This window comes from Pukyongiella litopenaei, from assembly GCF_003008555.2.
In the GTDB taxonomy this organism is placed as follows: domain Bacteria; phylum Pseudomonadota; class Alphaproteobacteria; order Rhodobacterales; family Rhodobacteraceae; genus Pukyongiella; species Pukyongiella litopenaei.
In genome coordinates, this window is the sequence record NZ_CP027665.1 from 1308326 (window position 1) to 1326381 (window position 18056).

Here is an 18056-nt window from a genome sequence, read left to right on the forward strand (position 1 = left end):
GACGGCCGGAGACGGTCAGGGCGGCGGCGCCACAGCCCGCAGGCGGTCACGCAGTGCCGCATCGTCTTCGATCTGCAACCGAACCGGCAGGGTGATCACCCGGGACCGGAACGCGGCGGGCAGGCGCACGGCATCCTTTTCGGTGGTAACCAGCTGCGCCCCGGTGGCGCGGGCCTCGGCCTCGAGGCGGTGCATCAGCGCGGGCGTCAGCGGCTGGTGGTCGTCCAGCGCCTCGGCCCGCCTCAGATCGGCGCCGAGCCCGCGCAGGGTGGCAAAGAATTTCTCGGGATGGCCGATCCCGGCAAAGGCCAGCACCGGCGCGCCGGTCCAGTCCATGCCCGTCTGCAGGGGCGCGACCGCGCCGCGCGCGCGCGCCACGGCGCCGGTCCACCCGCCCCAGATGTCGTCGAACCGCGCCTGCGCGGCATCGTCGCCCAGCGACAGCAACAGGTCGGCCCGCGCCAGTCCGGTCTGCACCGGTTCGCGCAGCGGCCCTGCGGGCAGGCAGCGCCCGTTGCCGAACCCGCGCGCGGCGTCGACCACCACGACCGAGAAATCCCTGGCCAGCGCCGGATTCTGAAATCCGTCATCGAGCAGGATCACCGTCGCCCCTGCCGCCACCGCCGCCCGCGCCCCGGCCGCGCGATCGCGGGCCACCCAGATCTCGGCAAAGGCCGCCAGCAACAACGGTTCGTCGCCGGTCTGCGCGGCCGTATGGCGGCGCGGGTCTACCTGTTTGGGGCCGGTCAGGGTGCCGCCATAGCCGCGACTGACCACATGCGGTTCGTGACCGATGGCGCGCAACGCCTCGATCATCCAGATCACCGTCGGCGTCTTGCCGGTGCCGCCGGCATTCAGGTTGCCGATACAGATCACCGGAACCCCGACGGTCTCGTGCTGACCCTGTCCCTGGCCCTGCCCCCGTGCCAGCCGCCGCGCCGTGGCGCGGGCATAGGCCAGCCCCAGCGGCGCCAGCACGCGCGCCTGCCAGCCGGGGCGGTCGGGCGGGTTGCTCCAGAATTCAGGTTCCCGCATGGGATGCCCCGCGCCGGTCCAGCAGATCCTGCACCATCTCGCCCAGCTGGTCGACCAGCCCCGCGCCCTCGGTCACGGTTTCCCACCCCGCCAGCGCCATCGCGGCGGCGGTGTCGGGGGCGATGAGTTCGACCACCGCTTCGCCCAGCGCGTCGCCATCGGAGACCGCGCGCGCCGCGCCGGCGGCGAACAGCCGGTTCCAGGCATCCGCCTGGCCCTGGCGATACGGGCCACATAGCAGCGCCGAACCCAGCGCCGCGGCATCCAGCGGATTGCCGGTCGTCCCCGGACCGGCCAGCGTGCCGCCGACAAAGGTCAGCGGCGCCAGCCGGTACCACAGCCCCAGGTCGTCACCGTCCCGCGCCAGCACCACCTGCACGTTGTCCTCGATCCCCTCGCCCGCGTCCCAATCGGCCACTCGCAGCCCCGACCGCCCCAGCCGGACCGCAAGGGCGGCGGCATCCTGCGGCGAGGCCGCCGCGACGATCAGCAACAGGCGATGCAGCAGCCTCAGCGCGTATCGGTGCGCGCGCAGGATGTCATCGGCCTCGGACCCGCGGGCATGGGCGACGAGCCAGGCCGGGCGGGCCGCAAGGTCGGCGGTGACCTGGGCCAGGTCGCTGTCGGCACAGAGCGGCGGCATCGGACTGCTGCACAGGGGTTCGGACATCTGCAGCTTGGCCTCGGGCAGCCCGACCCGGCGCGCGGTATCGCGGCTGCGCGCACCGGTGACCATGACGGTGTCAAAGCAGTTCAGGCTGGCGCGCAGGAGATCGGGCAGCCAGCCGTGGCTGCGGATCTGGAAATCGGCGGCATTCACATCGAACAGGAGCATCGGAATGCCCCGGCTGCGGGCCGCGGTCAGCAGGTTCGGCAACAGGATCCCGCCCGCCCAGAGGCACAGGTCGGGGCGCCAGTGGTCCAGGAACGCCTCATTGGCCGCGGGGTGATCGCTGGTCAGCGTCTCGAAGATCTCGGGCTGCGGATCGGTGGTTCGAACCAGCGCGGCGGCGCCCCCGTCCTCGGCGGTGACGAGGATGTTCAGGTGGTCGCGTTGCAACTGCAACCGGCGGCCCAGCGCGTCCACGGCGGGCAGCCGGTCGGCACTGGCCGCGTGCAGCCAGACCAGTTCGCCCTTTGGCCGTGGCGATACCGGCCCCCGGTCAGGCGGCGCCCGCCGCCGCGACAGCGCGTGATAGGCCGCCAGGCTGAGCGAGCGGCCCACGGGCCTCAGCCCAGTTCCTCGGTGGCCGAGGCCTCGGCCTCTTCGTCACGCAGCCGGTGCAGATGCGCGATGTAGTAGCGCATATGCGCGTTGTCCACGGTCCGCTGGGCCTCGGCCTTCCAGGCGTCATAGGCGCTCTGGTAATCGGGATACATCCCGACGAGGTGAATGTCGTTCACATCGCGGAACACGTTTCTGGACGGATCCACCAGTTCACCACCAAAGACGAGATGCAGGCGCTGGACCATAGCGGGCTCCCTTGTCGCTGAGCGTTGCGGAATACGCGCAACCTACGCACCTGAAGGCGCAGGTCAAGCCGGGCGCAATGCCGCGGCAAGGCGCCGGTGCAGCGCGGCGCCGCCCGCGATCACCCCGTCGAGCTGCGGGCGCGGATTGTTGAACCGCAACGCCCCGCCGCGGCGGTCGGTGCAGGTCGCGCCCGCCTCGCGCAGAATCAGGTCGCCCGCCGCCACGTCCCATTCCCAGCAGGGGCGCAGCGTGATCATCGCGTCGAACCGGCCCTGCGCCACCAGCCCCATGCGATAGGCCAGCGACGGGCGCAGGTGGCGGGAAAATCTGGGCGCGTGACCGTCCCGCCAGTGTTCGGCCTCGGTCACCGGACGGGCGGCCAGCACCCGCGCCCGGTCCGGTTCGGCCTGCGGGCTGGCCGCGATCGGCTCGCCGTTCAGCCGCGCGCCCTGCCCCGGCGCGGCCGTATAGATGAGATCGAGCGCCGGCAGGTAGATCACACCGGCCGTCACGCCGCCCCGGTCGGCAACCGCCAGCGCATGCGCCCAGGCCCGGCCTCCTTCGGCAAAGCTGCGGGTGCCGTCGATCGGATCGACGATGAACACCCGGTCGGCCTGCAGCCGCGCCGGATCGTCCTCGGTTTCCTCGGACAGCCAGCCATAATCGGGGCGGGCGGTGCGCAGGTGCCGCTCCAGCATGTCGTTGACGGCAATGTCGGCCTCGGTGACCGGGCCGGTGCCGTCGGGTTTTTCCCAGCGCCGCGCCTCGGGTCCACGATAGCCCAGCGCGATCTGCCCCGCCGCCCGCGCCGCGTCGATCAGCAGGGCCAGGTCAGTTGCCGGCAACCGTCATCCCCTCGACCAGCAGCGACGGCACCACGCGCGACAGATGCGCCCGCGCATCGTTGCCCGGCACCAGCCCGCGCAGCATGTCGCGCAGGTTGCCGGCGATGGTGCATTCGTTCACCGGGCGGGCGATTTCGCCGTTTTCGACCCAGAACCCCGATGCCCCGCGGGAATAGTCGCCGGTATTGGCATTGATGGTGCTGCCGATGAGCGAGGTGACCAGCAACCCGGTGCCCATGTCGCGGATCAGCGCCGCGCGGTCGCGGTCGCCCTGGGTCAGCGCGATGTTCCAGTTCGACGGCGCGGGTGGCGACGACACCCCGCGCACCGCGTTCGCGGTGGGTGGCAGGCCCAGCTTGCGGGCGCTGGCCAGATCCATCGTCCAGCCGGTCAGCACGCCGTCGCGGACGATCTCGCGCCGGGCGGTGGGCAGCCCCTCGGCGTCGAAGGGGCGCGACCCCGATATGCGCGGTCGGTGCGGATCTTCGACCAGCGACAGCCCGTCCGGCAACACGGGTTCGCCCAGCGCATCCAGCAGCCACGAGGCGCCCCGCGCCACTGCCGCGCCATTGACCGCCGCCAGCAGGTGCCCGATCAGCGAGGCGGCGATGCGTTCGTCATAGAGCACCGGAAAGCTGCCGGTCGGCGGCTTCGTCGCGCCGGTCCGCGCCACCGCGCGTTCCCCGGCGAGCCGGCCGATATCGTCGGCGCTGCGCAGATCGCCCCGGTGGCTGCGCACATCCGCGTCGTGGTCGCGCTCCATCCCGGTGCCCGCGCCCGAAATCGCGGAGCATGATCGCCAGCGCGTCGTGCGCCCATAGCCGCCCGCGAACCCGTTGCTGGCAGCCATGAACAGCCGCTGCATCCCGCAGCCCGCGCCGGCGGATTCGACCTGGGTGACGCCGGGCACCGCCAACGCCGCCGCCTCTGCCGCCAGCGCGTCGCGCTGCAGCGCCTCGGGCGCCGGATCGGGGTCGGGATCGGCCAGGTCCAGCGCCCGGGCATCGCGCGCAATCGCCAGAGCCGCCGGGTCGGCCAGCCCGGCATAGGGGTCCTCGGGCGCCTCGCGGGCCATCGCCACGGCGCGTTCCGCCATCGCCGTCACCGTGGCCGCGCCCGTGGCCGAGGCCGAAACGATCGCCTGCCGCTGGCCGACCAGAACCCGCAGCCCGATATCGGTGGCTTCCGACCGGTCGGCGGTTTCCAGGGCGCCCGCGCGCATCTCGACCGAAACCGAGTGGCCGCGCAGCACCAGCGCATCGGCGGCATCGGCCCCGGCCGCGCGGGCAGCATCCAGAAGATGCTGCGCGATATCCTCGTCGCCACGCGCCATCGGGATCGGTCTCCTTGCCCGTGAGGGCGCCTATTTCAGCCGCACGCCGTTCACGGTCACGCTGCCGCCATCGCCCAGCTCGATTTCGGATTTCAGCGTATCGGGTTCGGTGCCGACGGGCTGCGCGAACATGCCCACCATGCCGCGGGCCATCAACGCCTCTTCGCCCGACACCAGCCCCATCTCGATCAGCCGGTCCAGCAGCCCGTTGCCGCCGCGCAGCGTCACCTCGGCGCGGCCCTCGGGGCGGGGGATGCCCTCATAGGTCAGCAGGTCCGAGTTGTCGAAGGTGAAGGCGCCGGTGCCGTCGATCTGCGCGCCAGCGGCAGACAGGTGCAGGCGGTTGATCGCCATCTCGTCCACCTCGGCCGGCGGCTGGCCCGCGGACTGGACCTTTTCGGCGATGGCCGGGTCGAAGAAATCGATCAGCATCCGCATCTTGCCGCTGAGGTCCACAACCAGCGAAACCGGGTCGCGGGGAAGCTTGGCCGCCGGGTCGACCATGGCCCAGATCATGTCGGAGGCCGTGACCTGGTCCAGCATCACCGACAGCTCGAAGCCCTGCGCGTCGTCGGATTTGACCATCGGCGATTTCAGGCGGAACCCGGCCTTTGCCAGTTCGGCAACCAACGGAAAGGGCAGTTCGCCCGAGGTCACCTCGGCCTTGGTCGCCGTCTGTTCGACGTCGTAAAGCAGGCCGTCCTGGCTCATCGCGGCGCGGAAGGTGCCGCCCGCGGCGCTGTTTTCAACCGCAAAGCTGCCCTCCTCGGCGGTGACCGAGAGGTTGGATTCGGTGGCCCCGTAGGTGAACCCGCCATCAAAGGCGAAACCGTTGCGGAACATCGCCGCGCTGTCGGCGGGATCGAAGGCCAGCGGCAGACTGCTGACACCTTCGAATTTCACATCCTCGACCTGCCCGGCCCAGGCCCCGCTCTCGTCGGAGTCGGGATCGGCGAATGCGAGATCGAAGGAAATCCGGGCTGCCGTCAGGGACTGCTCGGCGCTGCGCAGGTCGGCCCTGGTCATCCGCGTGGTGCCCTGGCTTTCCTCGAGCACCACGTTGGCCTTGATCGCGTCCCCGGGCATCGGTTCGCCATCGACGGTGACCTGGTCCAGCGACATCTCGACCCGCGCGATCCGATAATCATAGGTGGCATCGTCGATGCTGCCGGACACCACCATGTCCAGCCCGGTGTGGCGATAGCCGATCACTGCGGCAAAGCTTTCGCCATCGGTGCCGGTTCCCTCGACCTGGACCGGCATGTCTTCCGGCACCGACACCGCCACGGTGCCGTCGCCGCGTTCGGTCAGCACCAGTTCGGGAACGGCCACCGAAACCTGCCCGTCCGCATCCGGCACCGGCATCGACACGGTCATGTCGCTGACCGTCAGGCTGCTGCCCGACGCGGTCGCGGTTCCGGCGACGGCATAGCCCAGGTTCTCGAGATAGGCCCGCCAGTCGTCCCACAGCGCCTGCGCGGTGATGTCGGCCTGGGCACCCTGCGCGACCAGGGCAAGGAAAAGGGCGGCGCGGGCGCCCCGGATTGCAGTCATCGTCATCGGAAAGATCCTTCCCCGTCGGTTTGCGCGTATCGTCGGGCTAGCACGCCGGAGCGTCAAGCGAAACCCGCACCAAGGTAACCGGCCTCGGCAATCCACGGTTGACCCGACGCAATGCCGCTGGACCGCTGCCGTGCCACGCTTTACCACGAGGCGGAGAGCAGAAACGGAGGATAGCGGATGCAACAGACGGAGATGACCGGCCGGACCGTGCTGATCACCGGGGCCAGCCGCGGCATCGGCGCCGACACGGCGCGGGTCTTCGCCGCGGCCGGGGCCAATGTCGTGCTCTGCGCGCGCAGCGCCGACAGCCTGGCCGAACTGGCCGTGGAAATCGGCGACCGGGCGCTGGCAATTGCCTGTGACGTGGCCGATTACGGCGCGGTCGAGGCGGCGGTCTCCGCGGCGGTCGACCGGTTCGGCGGGCTCGACGTGCTGATCGGCAATGCCGGCGTGATCGAACCGATATCGCATCTGCGCGACGCCGATCCTGCTGGCTGGGGGCAGGCGGTCGACATCAACCTCAAGGGGGTCTTTCACGGCATGCGCGCGGCGCTGCCGGTGATGCGCGCGGCCGGGGGCGGCACGGTGCTGACGGTCAGTTCGGGCGCGGCCCACGGCCCGGTCGAGGCCTGGAGCCATTACTGCGCCTCCAAGGCGGGGGCGGCGATGCTGACCGCCTGTCTCGATCACGAGGAACGCGGCAACGGCATTCGCGCCATGGGCCTGTCGCCGGGCACGGTGGCCACGCAGATGCAGCGCGAGATCAAGGCATCGGGCATCAACCCCGTCAGCGAACTGAACTGGTCCGATCACGTCCCGCCCGACTGGCCCGCCCGCGCGCTGCTGTGGATGTGCACGGCCGATGCGGACGAGTTCACCGGCACGGAGATTTCGCTGCGCGACCCGGAGATCCGGGCGCGGGTCGGGCTGGCATGATCGAACTGGACCGCGACGGGGGCCTGTGGATCGCCACCCTGAACCGGCCCGGCAAGGCCAATTCGGTGACCGAGGCGATGCTGCGCGAGTTGGCCGATATCGCCGAGGCGGCCGGGGCCGAGGGGGCGGGCGCCTTTGTGCTGACCGGGCGCGGCAAGGTGTTCAGCGCCGGGGCGGACCTGGACGAGATGCAGGGAAGGCTGGCCACGTCACCGCAATGGGAACGGCTGTCGGGCGCGGTCGCCGCCCTGCCCTGCCTGAGCGTGGCCGCGCTGAACGGCACGCTGGCGGGGGGCGCGATGGGCATGGCGCTGGCCTGCGACCTGCGTATCGCGGTGCCGGGTGCCAATTTCTTCTACCCGGTAATGAAGCGGGGCTTCCTGCCGCAGCCCTCGGACCCGGTGCGACTGGCGGCGCTGGTGGGACCGGCGCGGAGCAAGCTGATCTTCATGGCGGGCGCGCGGCTCGAGGCCGCGGAGGCGCTGCGGATCGGGCTGGTGGACCGGTTGGCCGAGCCCGAGGCGCTGATGGACACGGCGCGCGCGCTGGTCGCCGACGCGCTGGCCGCCCGGCCCGAGGTGGCGGCCGGCATCGCCGCGCTCTGCGGCAAGGGATAGCGGCAGACCCGCTCATCGGCCCTTGCGGGCCACTTCGCTGGCCGGTCACGGGGCCGTATCCGCGGATGCGCCCCGTGACCCGGCCGGTTCAGCTGTGGATCGGCCCGTCGCCGCAGGCCAGCGCCGCCTCGCGGACCGCCTCGGAGAAGGTCGGATGCGCGTGGCAGGTCAGCGCCAGGTCCTCGGCCGAGGCGCCGAATTCCATCGCGACGCAGATCTCGTGGATCAGCTCGCCCGCGGCCGGTCCGATGATATGCGCCCCGAGGATGCGGTCGGTTTCCTTGTCGGCCAGGATCTTGACGAACCCGTCGGCCGCCAGTGCCGCCTTGGCCCGCCCGTTGCCCATGAAGTTGAACTTGCCGACCTTGTAGGCCCGGCCCGCATCCTTCAGCCCCTGTTCGGTCTCGCCGACATTGGCCACCTCGGGCGCGGTGTAGATCACGCCGGGGATCACGCCGTAATTCACATGACCGTGCCGGCCTGCAACCTGTTCGGCCACCGCCATGCCTTCGTCCTCGGCCTTGTGGGCGAGCATCGGGCCGGGCACCGCGTCGCCGATGGCGTAGATGCCCTTGACGCTGGTCTGCCAGTCCGCGCCCACGGCGATCTGGCCCTGCCGGGTCATCTCGATGCCCAGCGCGTCGAGCCCGAGCCCCTCGGTATAGGGCCGTCGTCCGGTCGCCACCAGCACGGTATCGGCCTCGAGCGTGTGTTCGCTGTCATCCTTGCGCAGCTTGTAGGTCACGGTGGCCTTGCCGCGCTTGACCTCGGTCTTCTGGACCGCGGCGCCCATCACGAAGCCCAGGCCCTGTTTCTTGAGGATGCGCTGGAAGGTCTTCTGCACCTCCGCGTCCATACCCGGCGTGATCGCGTCGAGGTATTCGACCACCGTCACCTGCGCCCCCAGCCGCTGGTAGACGCTGCCCAGTTCCAGCCCGATCACCCCGGCACCGATCACGACCAGCGATTTCGGCACCTTGCCCAGTTCCAGCGCGCCGGTGGAGGTGACCACCACCTTTTCGTCCACCTCGACGCCGGGCAGGCTGCTGGGTTCCGATCCTGTCGCGATCACGATCTGCCTGGCGTCATGGGTTTCGTCGCCGACCCTGACCTTGCCCGGTTCGGGGATACTGCCCCAGCCCTTGAGCCAGTCCACCTTGTTCTTCTTGAACAGGAATTCGATGCCCTTGGTGTTGCCGTCGATGGTTTCCTGCTTGAAGGCGAGCATCTGTTTCCAGTCGACCGAGGGGCTTTTGCCCTTGAGCCCCATCCTGGCGAAATTGTGTTCGGCCTCATGCAGCATGTGCGAGGCATGCAGCAACGCCTTGCTGGGTATGCAGCCCACATTCAGGCAGGTGCCGCCCAGGGTTTCGCGCCCCTCGACACAGGCGGTTTTCAGCCCCAGCTGGGCGCAGCGGATGGCGCAGACATAGCCGCCGGGGCCGCCGCCGATGATGATCACGTCATATTGGGCCATTTCGGTCTCCTGTTTTCAGGCCGGGTCGGGGCGCTGCCCCCGCCGCTTCGCGGCTCCCCCGGGATATTTCGGGCAAGAGGAAGGGGGCGAGGCGGGCGGGCATGCAGCCGCGCCCGGTTCCATGTGGCCCCCGTGCCGCGGCTGATCGGCCATCGTCCTCACAGATCCATCAGCAGCCGGCGGGGGTCTTCCAGCGCCTCTTTCACCCGCACCAGGAAGGTCACCGCGCCCTTGCCGTCGACGATGCGGTGGTCGTAGCTGAGCGCGAGATACATCATCGGGCGGATCACGATTTCTCCGTTCACCACCATCGGGCGGTCCTGGATCTTGTGCATGCCGAGGATGCCCGATTGCGGCGGGTTGAGGATCGGGCTGGACATCAGCGAGCCATAGACGCCGCCATTGGAGATGGTGAAGGTGCCGCCCTGCATCTCGGCCATCGACAGCTTGCCGTCACGGGCGCGCTTGCCCTTTTCGGCAATCGCCTTTTCGATCGCCGCGAAGGACATCGAATCCGCGTCCCGGATCACCGGCACCACCAGCCCCGTCGGCGTGCCGGTGGCAATGCCCATATGCACGAAGTTCTTGTAGACGATGTCGGTGCCGTCGATCTCGGCGTTCACCTCGGGGACCTCTTTCAGCGCGTGGCAGCAGGCCTTGGTGAAGAACGACATGAAGCCCAGGCGCGCGCCGTGTTTCTTTTCGAACAGGTCCTTGTATTCCTTGCGCAGCCCCATCACCGCGGACATGTCGACCTCGTTATAGGTGGTCAGCATGGCAGCGGTGTTCTGGCTGTCCTTCAGGCGCTTGGCGATGGTCTGGCGCAGGCGGGTCATCTTGACCCGTTCCTCTCGCGCGGCATCGTCGGCCGGCACCGGTGCACGCGGAGCCGCCTCTGCGGCAGGCGCGGGGGCCGCCACGGCCGAGGCCACCGCGCGGGCCACGTCTTCCTTCATGATCCGCCCGTCCCGGCCGGTGCCCGGCACCTGATCCGGGGACAGCCCGGCCTCGGCCATCGCCTTTTCCGCCGAGGGCGCGTTGGCGATATCCTTGCCGGAAGCCGCGGCAGGAGCGGCAGCCGGTGCGGGTGCCGATGCGGACGCGCCGGCAGCCCCGGCGGCGGACCCGGAGATGACCGCCAGCCTGGCGTTGGCCGCGACGGTGCTGCCTTCGGGGGCGGTGATTTCGGCCAACACGCCGGCGGCGGGGGCGGGCACCTCGACCGACACCTTGTCGGTTTCCAGTTCGCACAGCATCTCGTCCTGCGCGACGGCATCGCCCACGGATTTGAACCAGGTCGAGACGGTGGCCTCGCTCACGCTTTCGCCCAGTGTCGGCACCATCACATCGACGGTATCGCCACCCGGCGCGGGATCTTCACCGCCTGTCGGGGCCGCAGCGGCGGCGGGTGCAGCGGCGGCGGCAGCACCTTCGGCGATCGTGGCGAGCAACGCATCCACGCCCACGGTCTGGCCCTCGCCCGCGACGATGTCGGCCAGCGTTCCGGCGGCGGGCGCCGGAACCTCGACCGTCACCTTGTCGGTTTCCAGTTCGCACAGCATTTCATCCACGGCCACGGCATCGCCGGGCTTCTTGAACCAGGTGGCGACGGTCGCTTCGGTGACGGATTCGCCCAGCGTGGGCACGCGTACTTCGGTTGTCATGGGTTACGATCCTTCGATGGTCAGCGCCTCGTTGACGAGGGCGTCTTGCTGGGCTTTGTGTTGGCTGGCCAGCCCGGTCGCGGGCGAGGCCGAGGTGGCGCGGCCCACATAGCGCGGGCGGGTTTCGCGGGCACCGATCCGGGTCAGGGCCCATTCGATATTGGGTTCGATGAAGCCCCAGGCGCCCTGGTTCTTGGGTTCCTCCTGGCACCAGATCATCTCGGCCCCCTTGAACCGCTCCAGTTCCTTGATCAGCGAATGGGCCGGGAACGGGTAGAACTGTTCGATCCGCATCAGGTAGACATCGTCGATCCCGCGGGCGTCGCGTTCCTCCAGCAGGTCGAAATAGACCTTGCCGGAACACATCACGACGCGGCGGATTTTCTCATCGGCGGCCAGCCTGGTGTCCGAGATCCCCTTTTCGGCATCGTCCCACAGCACCCGGTGGAAACTGGACCCGGTGGTGAAATCCTCGGCCCGGCTGACCGCCAGCTTGTGGCGCAGCAGCGATTTGGGCGTGACCAGGATCAGCGGCTTGCGGAAGGTCCGGTGCAGCTGGCGCCGCAGGATGTGGAAATAGTTGGCCGGCGTGGTGCAGTTGGCCACGATCCAGTTGTCCTGTCCGCACATCTGCAGGAACCGTTCCAGCCGGGCCGAGGAGTGTTCCGGCCCCTGCCCCTCGAACCCGTGCGGCAGCAGGCAGACCAGCCCGGACATCCGCAGCCATTTGCTTTCGCCCGAGCTGATGAACTGGTCGAACATGATCTGCGCGCCGTTGGCGAAATCGCCGAACTGCGCCTCCCACAGGACCAGGGCGTTGGGTTCGGCCAGCGAATAGCCGTATTCGAAACCCAGCACCGCGTATTCCGACAGCATCGAGTCGATGACCTCGTATTGCGACTGGCCCGCACGGATGTGGTTGAGCGGATAATAGCGTTCCTCGGTATCCTGGTTCACATAGCCGGAATGGCGCTGCGAGAACGTGCCGCGCGTGGCGTCCTGGCCGGCCAGCCGCACCGGGAAGCCCTCGGTCATCAGCGACCCGAAGGCCAGCGCCTCGCCGGTGGCCCAGTCGAAGCCCTCGCCGGTCTTGAACATCTCCTGCTTGGCCGCGAGCAGCCGCCCGACGGTGCGATGCAGCGGGAAACCCTCGGGCGCGCGGGTCAGCGCCTTGCCGATCTGTTTCAGCGTCTTGGGCTTGATCGCGGTTTCGCCGCGCTGGTAATCCTCTTCGTTGCGGCGCACCAGATGCGCCCACTTGCCGTCCAGCCAGTCGGCCTTGTTCGGGCGATAATCCTTGCCGGCTTCGAACTCGTCGTTCAGCTGGGCCTGGAACGCGGCCTTCATGTCCTCGATTTCACCCTCGGGGATCAGCCCGTCGCGCACCAGCCGTTCGGTATAGAGGCTGAGTGTCGTCTTGTGGGTCTTGATCCGCCGATACATGATCGGGTTGGTGAACATCGGCTCGTCGCCTTCGTTGTGACCGAAGCGGCGATAGCAGAACATGTCGATGACCACGTCCTTGTGGAATTTCTGGCGGAACTCGGTCGCCACCTTGGCGGCATGGACAACCGCCTCGGGGTCGTCGCCGTTGACGTGGAAGATCGGCGCCTCGACCATCAGCGCGATATCGGTCGGATAGGGCGACGAACGGCTGAAATGCGGCGCGGTGGTGAACCCGATCTGGTTGTTCACCACGATATGCATGGTGCCGCCGGTCTTGTGCCCGCGCAGGCCCGACAGGCCAAAGCCTTCGGCCACGACGCCCTGCCCGGCAAAGGCCGCGTCGCCATGCAGCAGGATGCCCATGACCTTGGTGCGGTCGGTATCGTGCAGCTGGTCCTGCTTGGCGCGGACCTTGCCCAGCACCACGGGGTTCACCGCCTCGAGATGCGACGGGTTGGCGGTCAGCGACAGGTGCACCACATTGCCGTCGAAGGTGCGGTCCGACGACGCGCCGAGATGGTATTTCACGTCGCCCGACCCGTCCACGTCCTCGGGTTTGAAACTGCCGCCCTGGAATTCGTTGAAAATGGCGCGATAGGGTTTGCCCATCACGTTGGCGAGGATGTTGAGACGGCCCCGGTGGGGCATCCCGATCACGATCTCCTCGACGCCCAGCGCGCCGCCGCGCTTGATCACCTGCTCCATCGCCGGGATCAGGCTTTCGCCTCCATCGAGCCCGAACCGCTTGGTGCCCATGTATTTCACATGCAGGAACTTCTCGAAGCCCTCGGCCTCGACCATCTTGTTCAGGATCGCCTTGCGCCCCTCGCGGGTAAAGCGGATCTCCTTGTCATAGCCTTCGATCCGCTCTTTCAGCCAGGCCGCTTCCTCGGGGTTGGAAATATGCATGTATTGCAGCGCGAAGGTGCCGCAATAGGTGCGTTTCACGATCTCGACGATCTGCCGCATCGGGGCGATCTGCAACCCCAGCACGTTGTCGATGAAGATCGGGCGGTCCATGTCCGCCTCGGTAAAGCCGTAGGAACGCGGGTCGAGCTCGGGATGCCGGGTCTCGTCGCGCATCCCCAGCGGGTCCAGGTCGGCGACCAGGTGGCCACGGATCCGATAGGCCCGGATCAGCATCAGCGCGCGAATACTGTCGAGAACGGCGCGTTTCACCGCGTCGTCGGACACCTCGATCCCCGTCTCGGCGGCCCGGGTGCGGATCTTGTCGCCCGCGCCCTTGATCTCGGCCGGTTCGGCCCATTCGCCGGTCAGCGCCCCGGTCAGGTCGTCATCGGGCTGCGGCGGCCAGTCGCGGCGCGCCCAGCTGGGCCCCTGCGCCTCGGCCTTCACGTCGAGCTCGGCATCGCCGAGCTGGCGGAAGAACTCGGCCCAGGCCTCGTCGACCGCGTTCGGGTCGGTGGCATAGCGGGCATACATCTGTTCGAGATATTCCGCGTTCTGCCCCTGCATGAAACTCGAGGCATGGAACTGATCGTTGGGAGAGTGTTCGGTCATTGTGTCACCTCACGCGGGTTGGGACCGTATTGGTTCGCGCCGGGCTGGCTGGGGCGGGTCAGCCACCACAGCACCAGCAGCGGGGAAATCAGCAGGACGAGCAGGGTCGGCAGCAGGATCAGCAGCGTGGCCCCGGTCAGCAACCGGTCCATCGTGCCGCCGTGGAAATGGCTGGCCGCGCCGATGCCGAAAACCAGCACCACCAGCGCGCCGAGACCCAGCAGCGTCGGCAGCAGCGCATACCAGCCGCTGCGGCCGGTATCGTGCATCCTCCGGAACGCCGCCGCCAGGTGCGGCAGGAACAGCGCCAGCCCGACCAGCCCCTGCACCGGCTGGCGCGCATAGGCGGTCACCGATGCCGAGCCGTCGGCTTCGGTCACGCCGGCCTGTCCGAACATCGCCATGTCGACAAGACCGGCAACGACGTTGGACAGCAACACGAACAGGAAGAACCACCAGTATTCCGGGCGCGACGCGCGCCCGGAAAAGGTGAGGTATTTGCCCAGGCAAGTCCGGATCGCGGTCTGAAAGCCCATGATTACACCCTCTCCGGGCGGTCGGGATAACCGCCATATCTGAAACTCCGGTCCAGCGCCCTGCGCGCCGCGGCGGGCAAGTGGTCGCATCGCCTGCGATCCGCCCCGCCCTGCCCGTCACCCGGCACACGGAACGGATGCGGCAACGGCTCGACCGACATGCCGGCGGTTAGTCCCGTCGCGGGAAAAACGAATCTCAATGCGTGGCTGACCATCACCATCATACCGTCATCCGGCCGATCCGTGCGCCCCTTGTGGGACGCGGCGGCTCAGCCGATCGCCTCCAGCACCGCCTCGCCCAGGCCCGCAGGGCTTTCGGCCACCACGATGCCCGCGCTGCGCATCGCCTCGATCTTGTCCTCGGCACCGCCCTTGCCACCGGCGACGATGGCGCCCGCATGACCCATGCGCCGGCCCGGAGGCGCGGTGCGTCCGGCGATGAACCCGGCGGTGGGTTTCCAGCGGCCTTTCTTCTTTTCCGAAGCCAGGAACTCGGCGGCCTCTTCCTCGGCCGAACCGCCGATTTCGCCGATCATGATGATGCTGGTGGTTTCATCGTCGCCGAGGAACCACTCCAGCACGTCGATATGCTCGGTGCCCTTGATCGGGTCGCCGCCGATGCCGATGCAGGTCGACTGGCCCAGCCCGACATCGGTAGTCTGCTTGACCGCCTCGTAGGTAAGCGTGCCCGACCGCGACACCACGCCGACCGATCCGCGCTTGTGGATATGGCCGGGCATGATGCCGATCTTGCAGGCGTCGGGCGTGATGACACCGGGGCAGTTCGGGCCGATGAGGCGGCTGGTCGAGCCTTCCAGCGCCCGCTTGACCTTCATCATGTCCAGCACCGGAATACCCTCGGTGATCGCCACGATCACCTCCATCTCAGCGTCGATCGCCTCGAGGATCGAATCCGCGGCAAAGGGCGGCGGGACGTAGATGACGCTGGCATTGGCCCCGGTCACGGCCCTGGCTTCGTGGACCGAGTTGAACACGGGCAGGCCCAGATGCTCCATCCCGCCCTTGCCCGGCGTCACGCCGCCGACCATCTGCGTGCCATAAGCAATCGCCTGCTCGGTGTGGAACGTGCCCTGAGAGCCGGTCAGGCCCTGGCAGATCACTTTGGTGTTTTCGTCGATGAGGACTGCCATGAGTGGTCCTTTGCTGGTTAGACGCGATAGGTTTGATAGAAAAGACTGGTGCCGTTCTCGACGCATCCCTGTGCGCCGCCGGCGGCGTTGACACCGATTTCCAGTCCGATGGGATTCGCGGGATCCTGGTAGATCACGCACTGCACCGGCTGCCCGGTGGCGGAGTTGGGCGCGCCCTGAACGACCTGCCGGACGAAACCCGGATAGAGCCGTGGCACCACGGAATCGAGCACCGCAGCCGCGCCGGTGACCCCCAGATGGTTGCTGGAGACGATGCAATGTTCCGGCATCTCGCCATAGTAGAGCTCGACCCGCACCGTATCGGCGGGGGCCGCGAAGTAATGCGTGGTGTCGCTGTTCATCGAACTGCGCTCGACCCGCTCGCCAAAGCCCGCGTTGCGGAACATCTGGGCGCGCGCGGCGGGTTGCACATGGGGCTGGATGCACAGTTGCAGCGCCAGCGCCGCGTTGGCGCGGGCGGCGTCCTCGACGCTCTGCGACCACGCCGCGACCGGCAGCAACAGCGCGAGGATCGAAGCGAACCGGATCATCGCGGCACCGCCACATAGCTGTTCAGACGGAAATTGCCATCGGCCATCCCCGCCAGCATCACCGTGCCCTGCGGCTGCATCGCGCCGTAGATCAGATATTCGTAGCGGTCGCGGACGATCATGCCCGCCAGCGCCATCAGCCCCGCGGGCGGGATCTGTTCCGAGACACGCCCGCCGGTCATGGTGATGCCGTCGCCCCTGGGCGCCAGCGCCAGGAATTCCTGCACCAGTTCCGGCCCCGGTTTCATCGCGCCGACGATCTGCTGCACCATGCATTCGCGCAGCACGAAATTCGGATGATACCGGAAGGCGCCGATGATCAGGAATTCGTCGCGGGCGGTCTGGAAGGTGATCAGGTTGCCATCGGGCGACACCGCATAGACCTGTTCGCCGGCCGGTCCGGGAACGGGCAGCCTGGGCTTTAGCATCTCGAGCCCCTGCATCGCGGCGGTGCAGTATTCATTGAAGATCGAAAAGGTCCGGGGCAGGTCGAAACGGCCGGTCGGGATATGCTGCGCATTGACCATGCCCGGCAGCAACGCGACGAGAGCGGCGACACGACGCCACCCGGCGCGCGGCCTGCCGCCGCGCCCCGCCATCCCGTATCTACGACCGTTCCGAACCATGGAATTCAGCCCCCGGCCGACCGCGTGGATCAGCCCTTCACCGCCTTGACGATCTTCTGCGCGCCGTCCTTGAGGTCGTCGGCGGCGATCACGTCGAGCCCGGAGGTGTTGATGATCTCCTTGCCCTTCTCGACATTGGTGCCTTCGAGCCGGACCACCAGCGGCACTTTCAGGCCCACTTCCCTGACCGCGGCAACCACGCCCTCGGCGATCACGTCGCAGCGCATGATGCCGCCGAAGATATTGACCAGGATGCCTTTGACATTCGGGTCCGAGGTGATGATCTTGAATGCCTCGGTCACCTTTTCCTTGGTCGCGCCGCCGCCCACATCGAGGAAGTTGGCGGGTTCCGAGCCGTAGAGCTTGATGATGTCCATCGTCGCCATCGCCAGGCCCGCGCCATTGACCATGCAGCCGATCTCGCCGTCGAGCGCGATGTAGTTCAGGTCGTATTTCGACGCTTCCAGTTCCTTGGGGTCTTCCTCGGTCGTGTCGCGCAGTTCGGAAATATCCGGATGGCGATAGACCGCGTTGCCGTCGAATCCCATCTTGGCGTCGAGGCATTTCAGGTCGCCGCCATCGGTCACGATCAGCGGGTTGATCTCGAGCATCTCCATGTCCTTTTCCATGAACATGCGATAGAGCGTGCCCATCAGGGCAACGCATTGCTTCACCTGCTTGCCTTCCAGGCCCAGCATGAAGGCGATGCGGCGGCCGTGATAGGGCTGGTAGCCGGTGGCCGGATCGACGGCGAAGGACAGGATCTTCTCGGGCGTCTGCGCGGCGACCTCCTCGATGTCCATGCCGCCCTCGGTCGAGCAGACGAACGAGATGCGGCTGGTGCCGCGATCGACCAGCAGCGCCAAGTACAGTTCGCGCTCAATCCCCGACCCGTCCTCGATATAGATCCGGTTGACCTGCTTGCCGACCGGGCCGGTCTGGTGCGTGACCAGCGTGCGGCCCAGCATCCGCTTGGCCTCCTCGGCGGCCTCCTCGACCGATTTGGTCAGCCGCACGCCGCCCTTCTCGCCGGCATCGGTTTCCTTGAAACTGCCCTTGCCGCGGCCGCCCGCGTGGATCTGTGCCTTGACCACCCAGAGCGGCCCGTCCAGTTCACCCGCCGCGGTCTTGGCGTCCTCGGCCCGCAATACGACCCGGCCATCGGAAACCGGCGCGCCGTAGCTGCGCAAAAGAGCCTTGGCCTGGTATTCGTGGATGTTCATCGCAAACTGTCCCGTCCTGCTGTCATCAAGCCGTGATATAGGCCCGTCCGGCGGTGCG

At 68.1% G+C, this 18056-nt stretch carries 16 protein-coding genes; 2 read left to right on the top strand and 14 right to left on the bottom strand.

What is annotated here, in order from left to right; all coding sequences use genetic code 11:
* Positions 1 to 15: 15 nt before the first annotated feature.
* The 6 genes from lpxK to C6Y53_RS06670 all read right to left on the bottom strand — a co-directional run bounded on the left by lpxK (position 16) and on the right by C6Y53_RS06670 (position 6247).
* A complete protein-coding gene (lpxK, locus tag C6Y53_RS06645; RefSeq protein ID WP_106471725.1) occupies positions 16 to 1035 on the bottom strand; it encodes a tetraacyldisaccharide 4'-kinase in 1020 nt (339 codons plus the stop codon).
* Positions 1022 to 2260: a 3-deoxy-D-manno-octulosonic acid transferase gene (locus tag C6Y53_RS06650; RefSeq protein WP_106471726.1), complete on the bottom strand. Its 1239-nt coding sequence runs from the start codon at positions 2258 to 2260 to the stop codon at positions 1022 to 1024. Before C6Y53_RS06650 ends, lpxK begins: the two co-directional genes overlap by 14 nt.
* Before the next feature lie 5 nt (positions 2261 to 2265).
* A complete protein-coding gene (locus tag C6Y53_RS06655; protein ID WP_106471727.1) occupies positions 2266 to 2508 on the bottom strand; it encodes a DUF4170 domain-containing protein in 243 nt (80 codons plus the stop codon).
* A 63-nt stretch (positions 2509 to 2571) separates the two neighbouring features.
* Positions 2572 to 3354 (bottom strand): 3'(2'),5'-bisphosphate nucleotidase CysQ, encoded by a 783-nt coding sequence (locus tag C6Y53_RS06660; protein ID WP_106471728.1) that lies wholly within the window; start codon positions 3352 to 3354, stop codon positions 2572 to 2574.
* Entirely contained in the window at positions 3341 to 4687 is a 1347-nt protein-coding gene (locus C6Y53_RS06665; RefSeq protein ID WP_106471729.1) for a TldD/PmbA family protein, read from the bottom strand. Before C6Y53_RS06665 ends, C6Y53_RS06660 begins: the two co-directional genes overlap by 14 nt.
* A gap of 30 nt (positions 4688 to 4717) precedes the next feature.
* Entirely contained in the window at positions 4718 to 6247 is a 1530-nt protein-coding gene (locus tag C6Y53_RS06670) for a DUF2125 domain-containing protein (protein WP_106471730.1), read from the bottom strand.
* Positions 6248 to 6427: 180 nt separating this feature from the next.
* Here C6Y53_RS06670 and C6Y53_RS06675 point away from each other — a divergent pair, with 180 nt between their 5' ends.
* Positions 6428 to 7186 carry an SDR family oxidoreductase gene (locus C6Y53_RS06675; RefSeq protein ID WP_211299483.1) on the top strand — a complete coding sequence of 253 codons (759 nt, stop codon included), beginning with the start codon at positions 6428 to 6430 and terminating at the stop codon, positions 7184 to 7186.
* Positions 7183 to 7803: an enoyl-CoA hydratase/isomerase family protein gene (locus C6Y53_RS06680; protein ID WP_106471731.1), complete on the top strand. Its 621-nt coding sequence runs from the start codon at positions 7183 to 7185 to the stop codon at positions 7801 to 7803. The genes C6Y53_RS06675 and C6Y53_RS06680 overlap by 4 nt, the downstream gene beginning before the upstream one ends.
* Before the next feature lie 88 nt (positions 7804 to 7891).
* Here the strand turns inward: C6Y53_RS06680 and lpdA are convergent, their stop codons facing one another.
* From lpdA to sucC, 8 genes are all read right to left on the bottom strand, one after another.
* Entirely contained in the window at positions 7892 to 9280 is a 1389-nt protein-coding gene (gene lpdA / locus C6Y53_RS06685; RefSeq protein ID WP_106471732.1) for a dihydrolipoyl dehydrogenase, read from the bottom strand.
* Between the two features lie 158 nt (positions 9281 to 9438).
* A complete protein-coding gene (gene odhB / locus C6Y53_RS06690) occupies positions 9439 to 10944 on the bottom strand; it encodes a 2-oxoglutarate dehydrogenase complex dihydrolipoyllysine-residue succinyltransferase (RefSeq protein ID WP_106471733.1) in 1506 nt (501 codons plus the stop codon).
* Between the two features lie 3 nt (positions 10945 to 10947).
* Positions 10948 to 13911 carry a 2-oxoglutarate dehydrogenase E1 component gene (locus C6Y53_RS06695; RefSeq protein ID WP_106471734.1) on the bottom strand — a complete coding sequence of 988 codons (2964 nt, stop codon included), beginning with the start codon at positions 13909 to 13911 and terminating at the stop codon, positions 10948 to 10950.
* Positions 13908 to 14447, bottom strand: coding sequence for a DUF805 domain-containing protein (locus C6Y53_RS06700; protein ID WP_106471735.1), 540 nt, complete (start codon positions 14445 to 14447; stop codon positions 13908 to 13910). The genes C6Y53_RS06695 and C6Y53_RS06700 overlap by 4 nt, the downstream gene beginning before the upstream one ends.
* A gap of 269 nt (positions 14448 to 14716) precedes the next feature.
* On the bottom strand, positions 14717 to 15598 hold the full coding sequence (sucD, locus tag C6Y53_RS06705; RefSeq protein ID WP_106471737.1) for a succinate--CoA ligase subunit alpha: 882 nt from the start codon (positions 15596 to 15598) through the stop codon (positions 14717 to 14719).
* 17 nt (positions 15599 to 15615) lie between these two features.
* Positions 15616 to 16149 carry a hypothetical protein gene (locus tag C6Y53_RS06710; RefSeq protein WP_106471738.1) on the bottom strand — a complete coding sequence of 178 codons (534 nt, stop codon included), beginning with the start codon at positions 16147 to 16149 and terminating at the stop codon, positions 15616 to 15618.
* Positions 16146 to 16775: a hypothetical protein gene (locus C6Y53_RS06715; RefSeq protein ID WP_149615477.1), complete on the bottom strand. Its 630-nt coding sequence runs from the start codon at positions 16773 to 16775 to the stop codon at positions 16146 to 16148. Before C6Y53_RS06715 ends, C6Y53_RS06710 begins: the two co-directional genes overlap by 4 nt.
* A 29-nt stretch (positions 16776 to 16804) precedes the next feature.
* Positions 16805 to 17998 carry an ADP-forming succinate--CoA ligase subunit beta gene (sucC, locus tag C6Y53_RS06720; protein WP_106471740.1) on the bottom strand — a complete coding sequence of 398 codons (1194 nt, stop codon included), beginning with the start codon at positions 17996 to 17998 and terminating at the stop codon, positions 16805 to 16807.
* Positions 17999 to 18056: the final 58 nt, after the last annotated feature.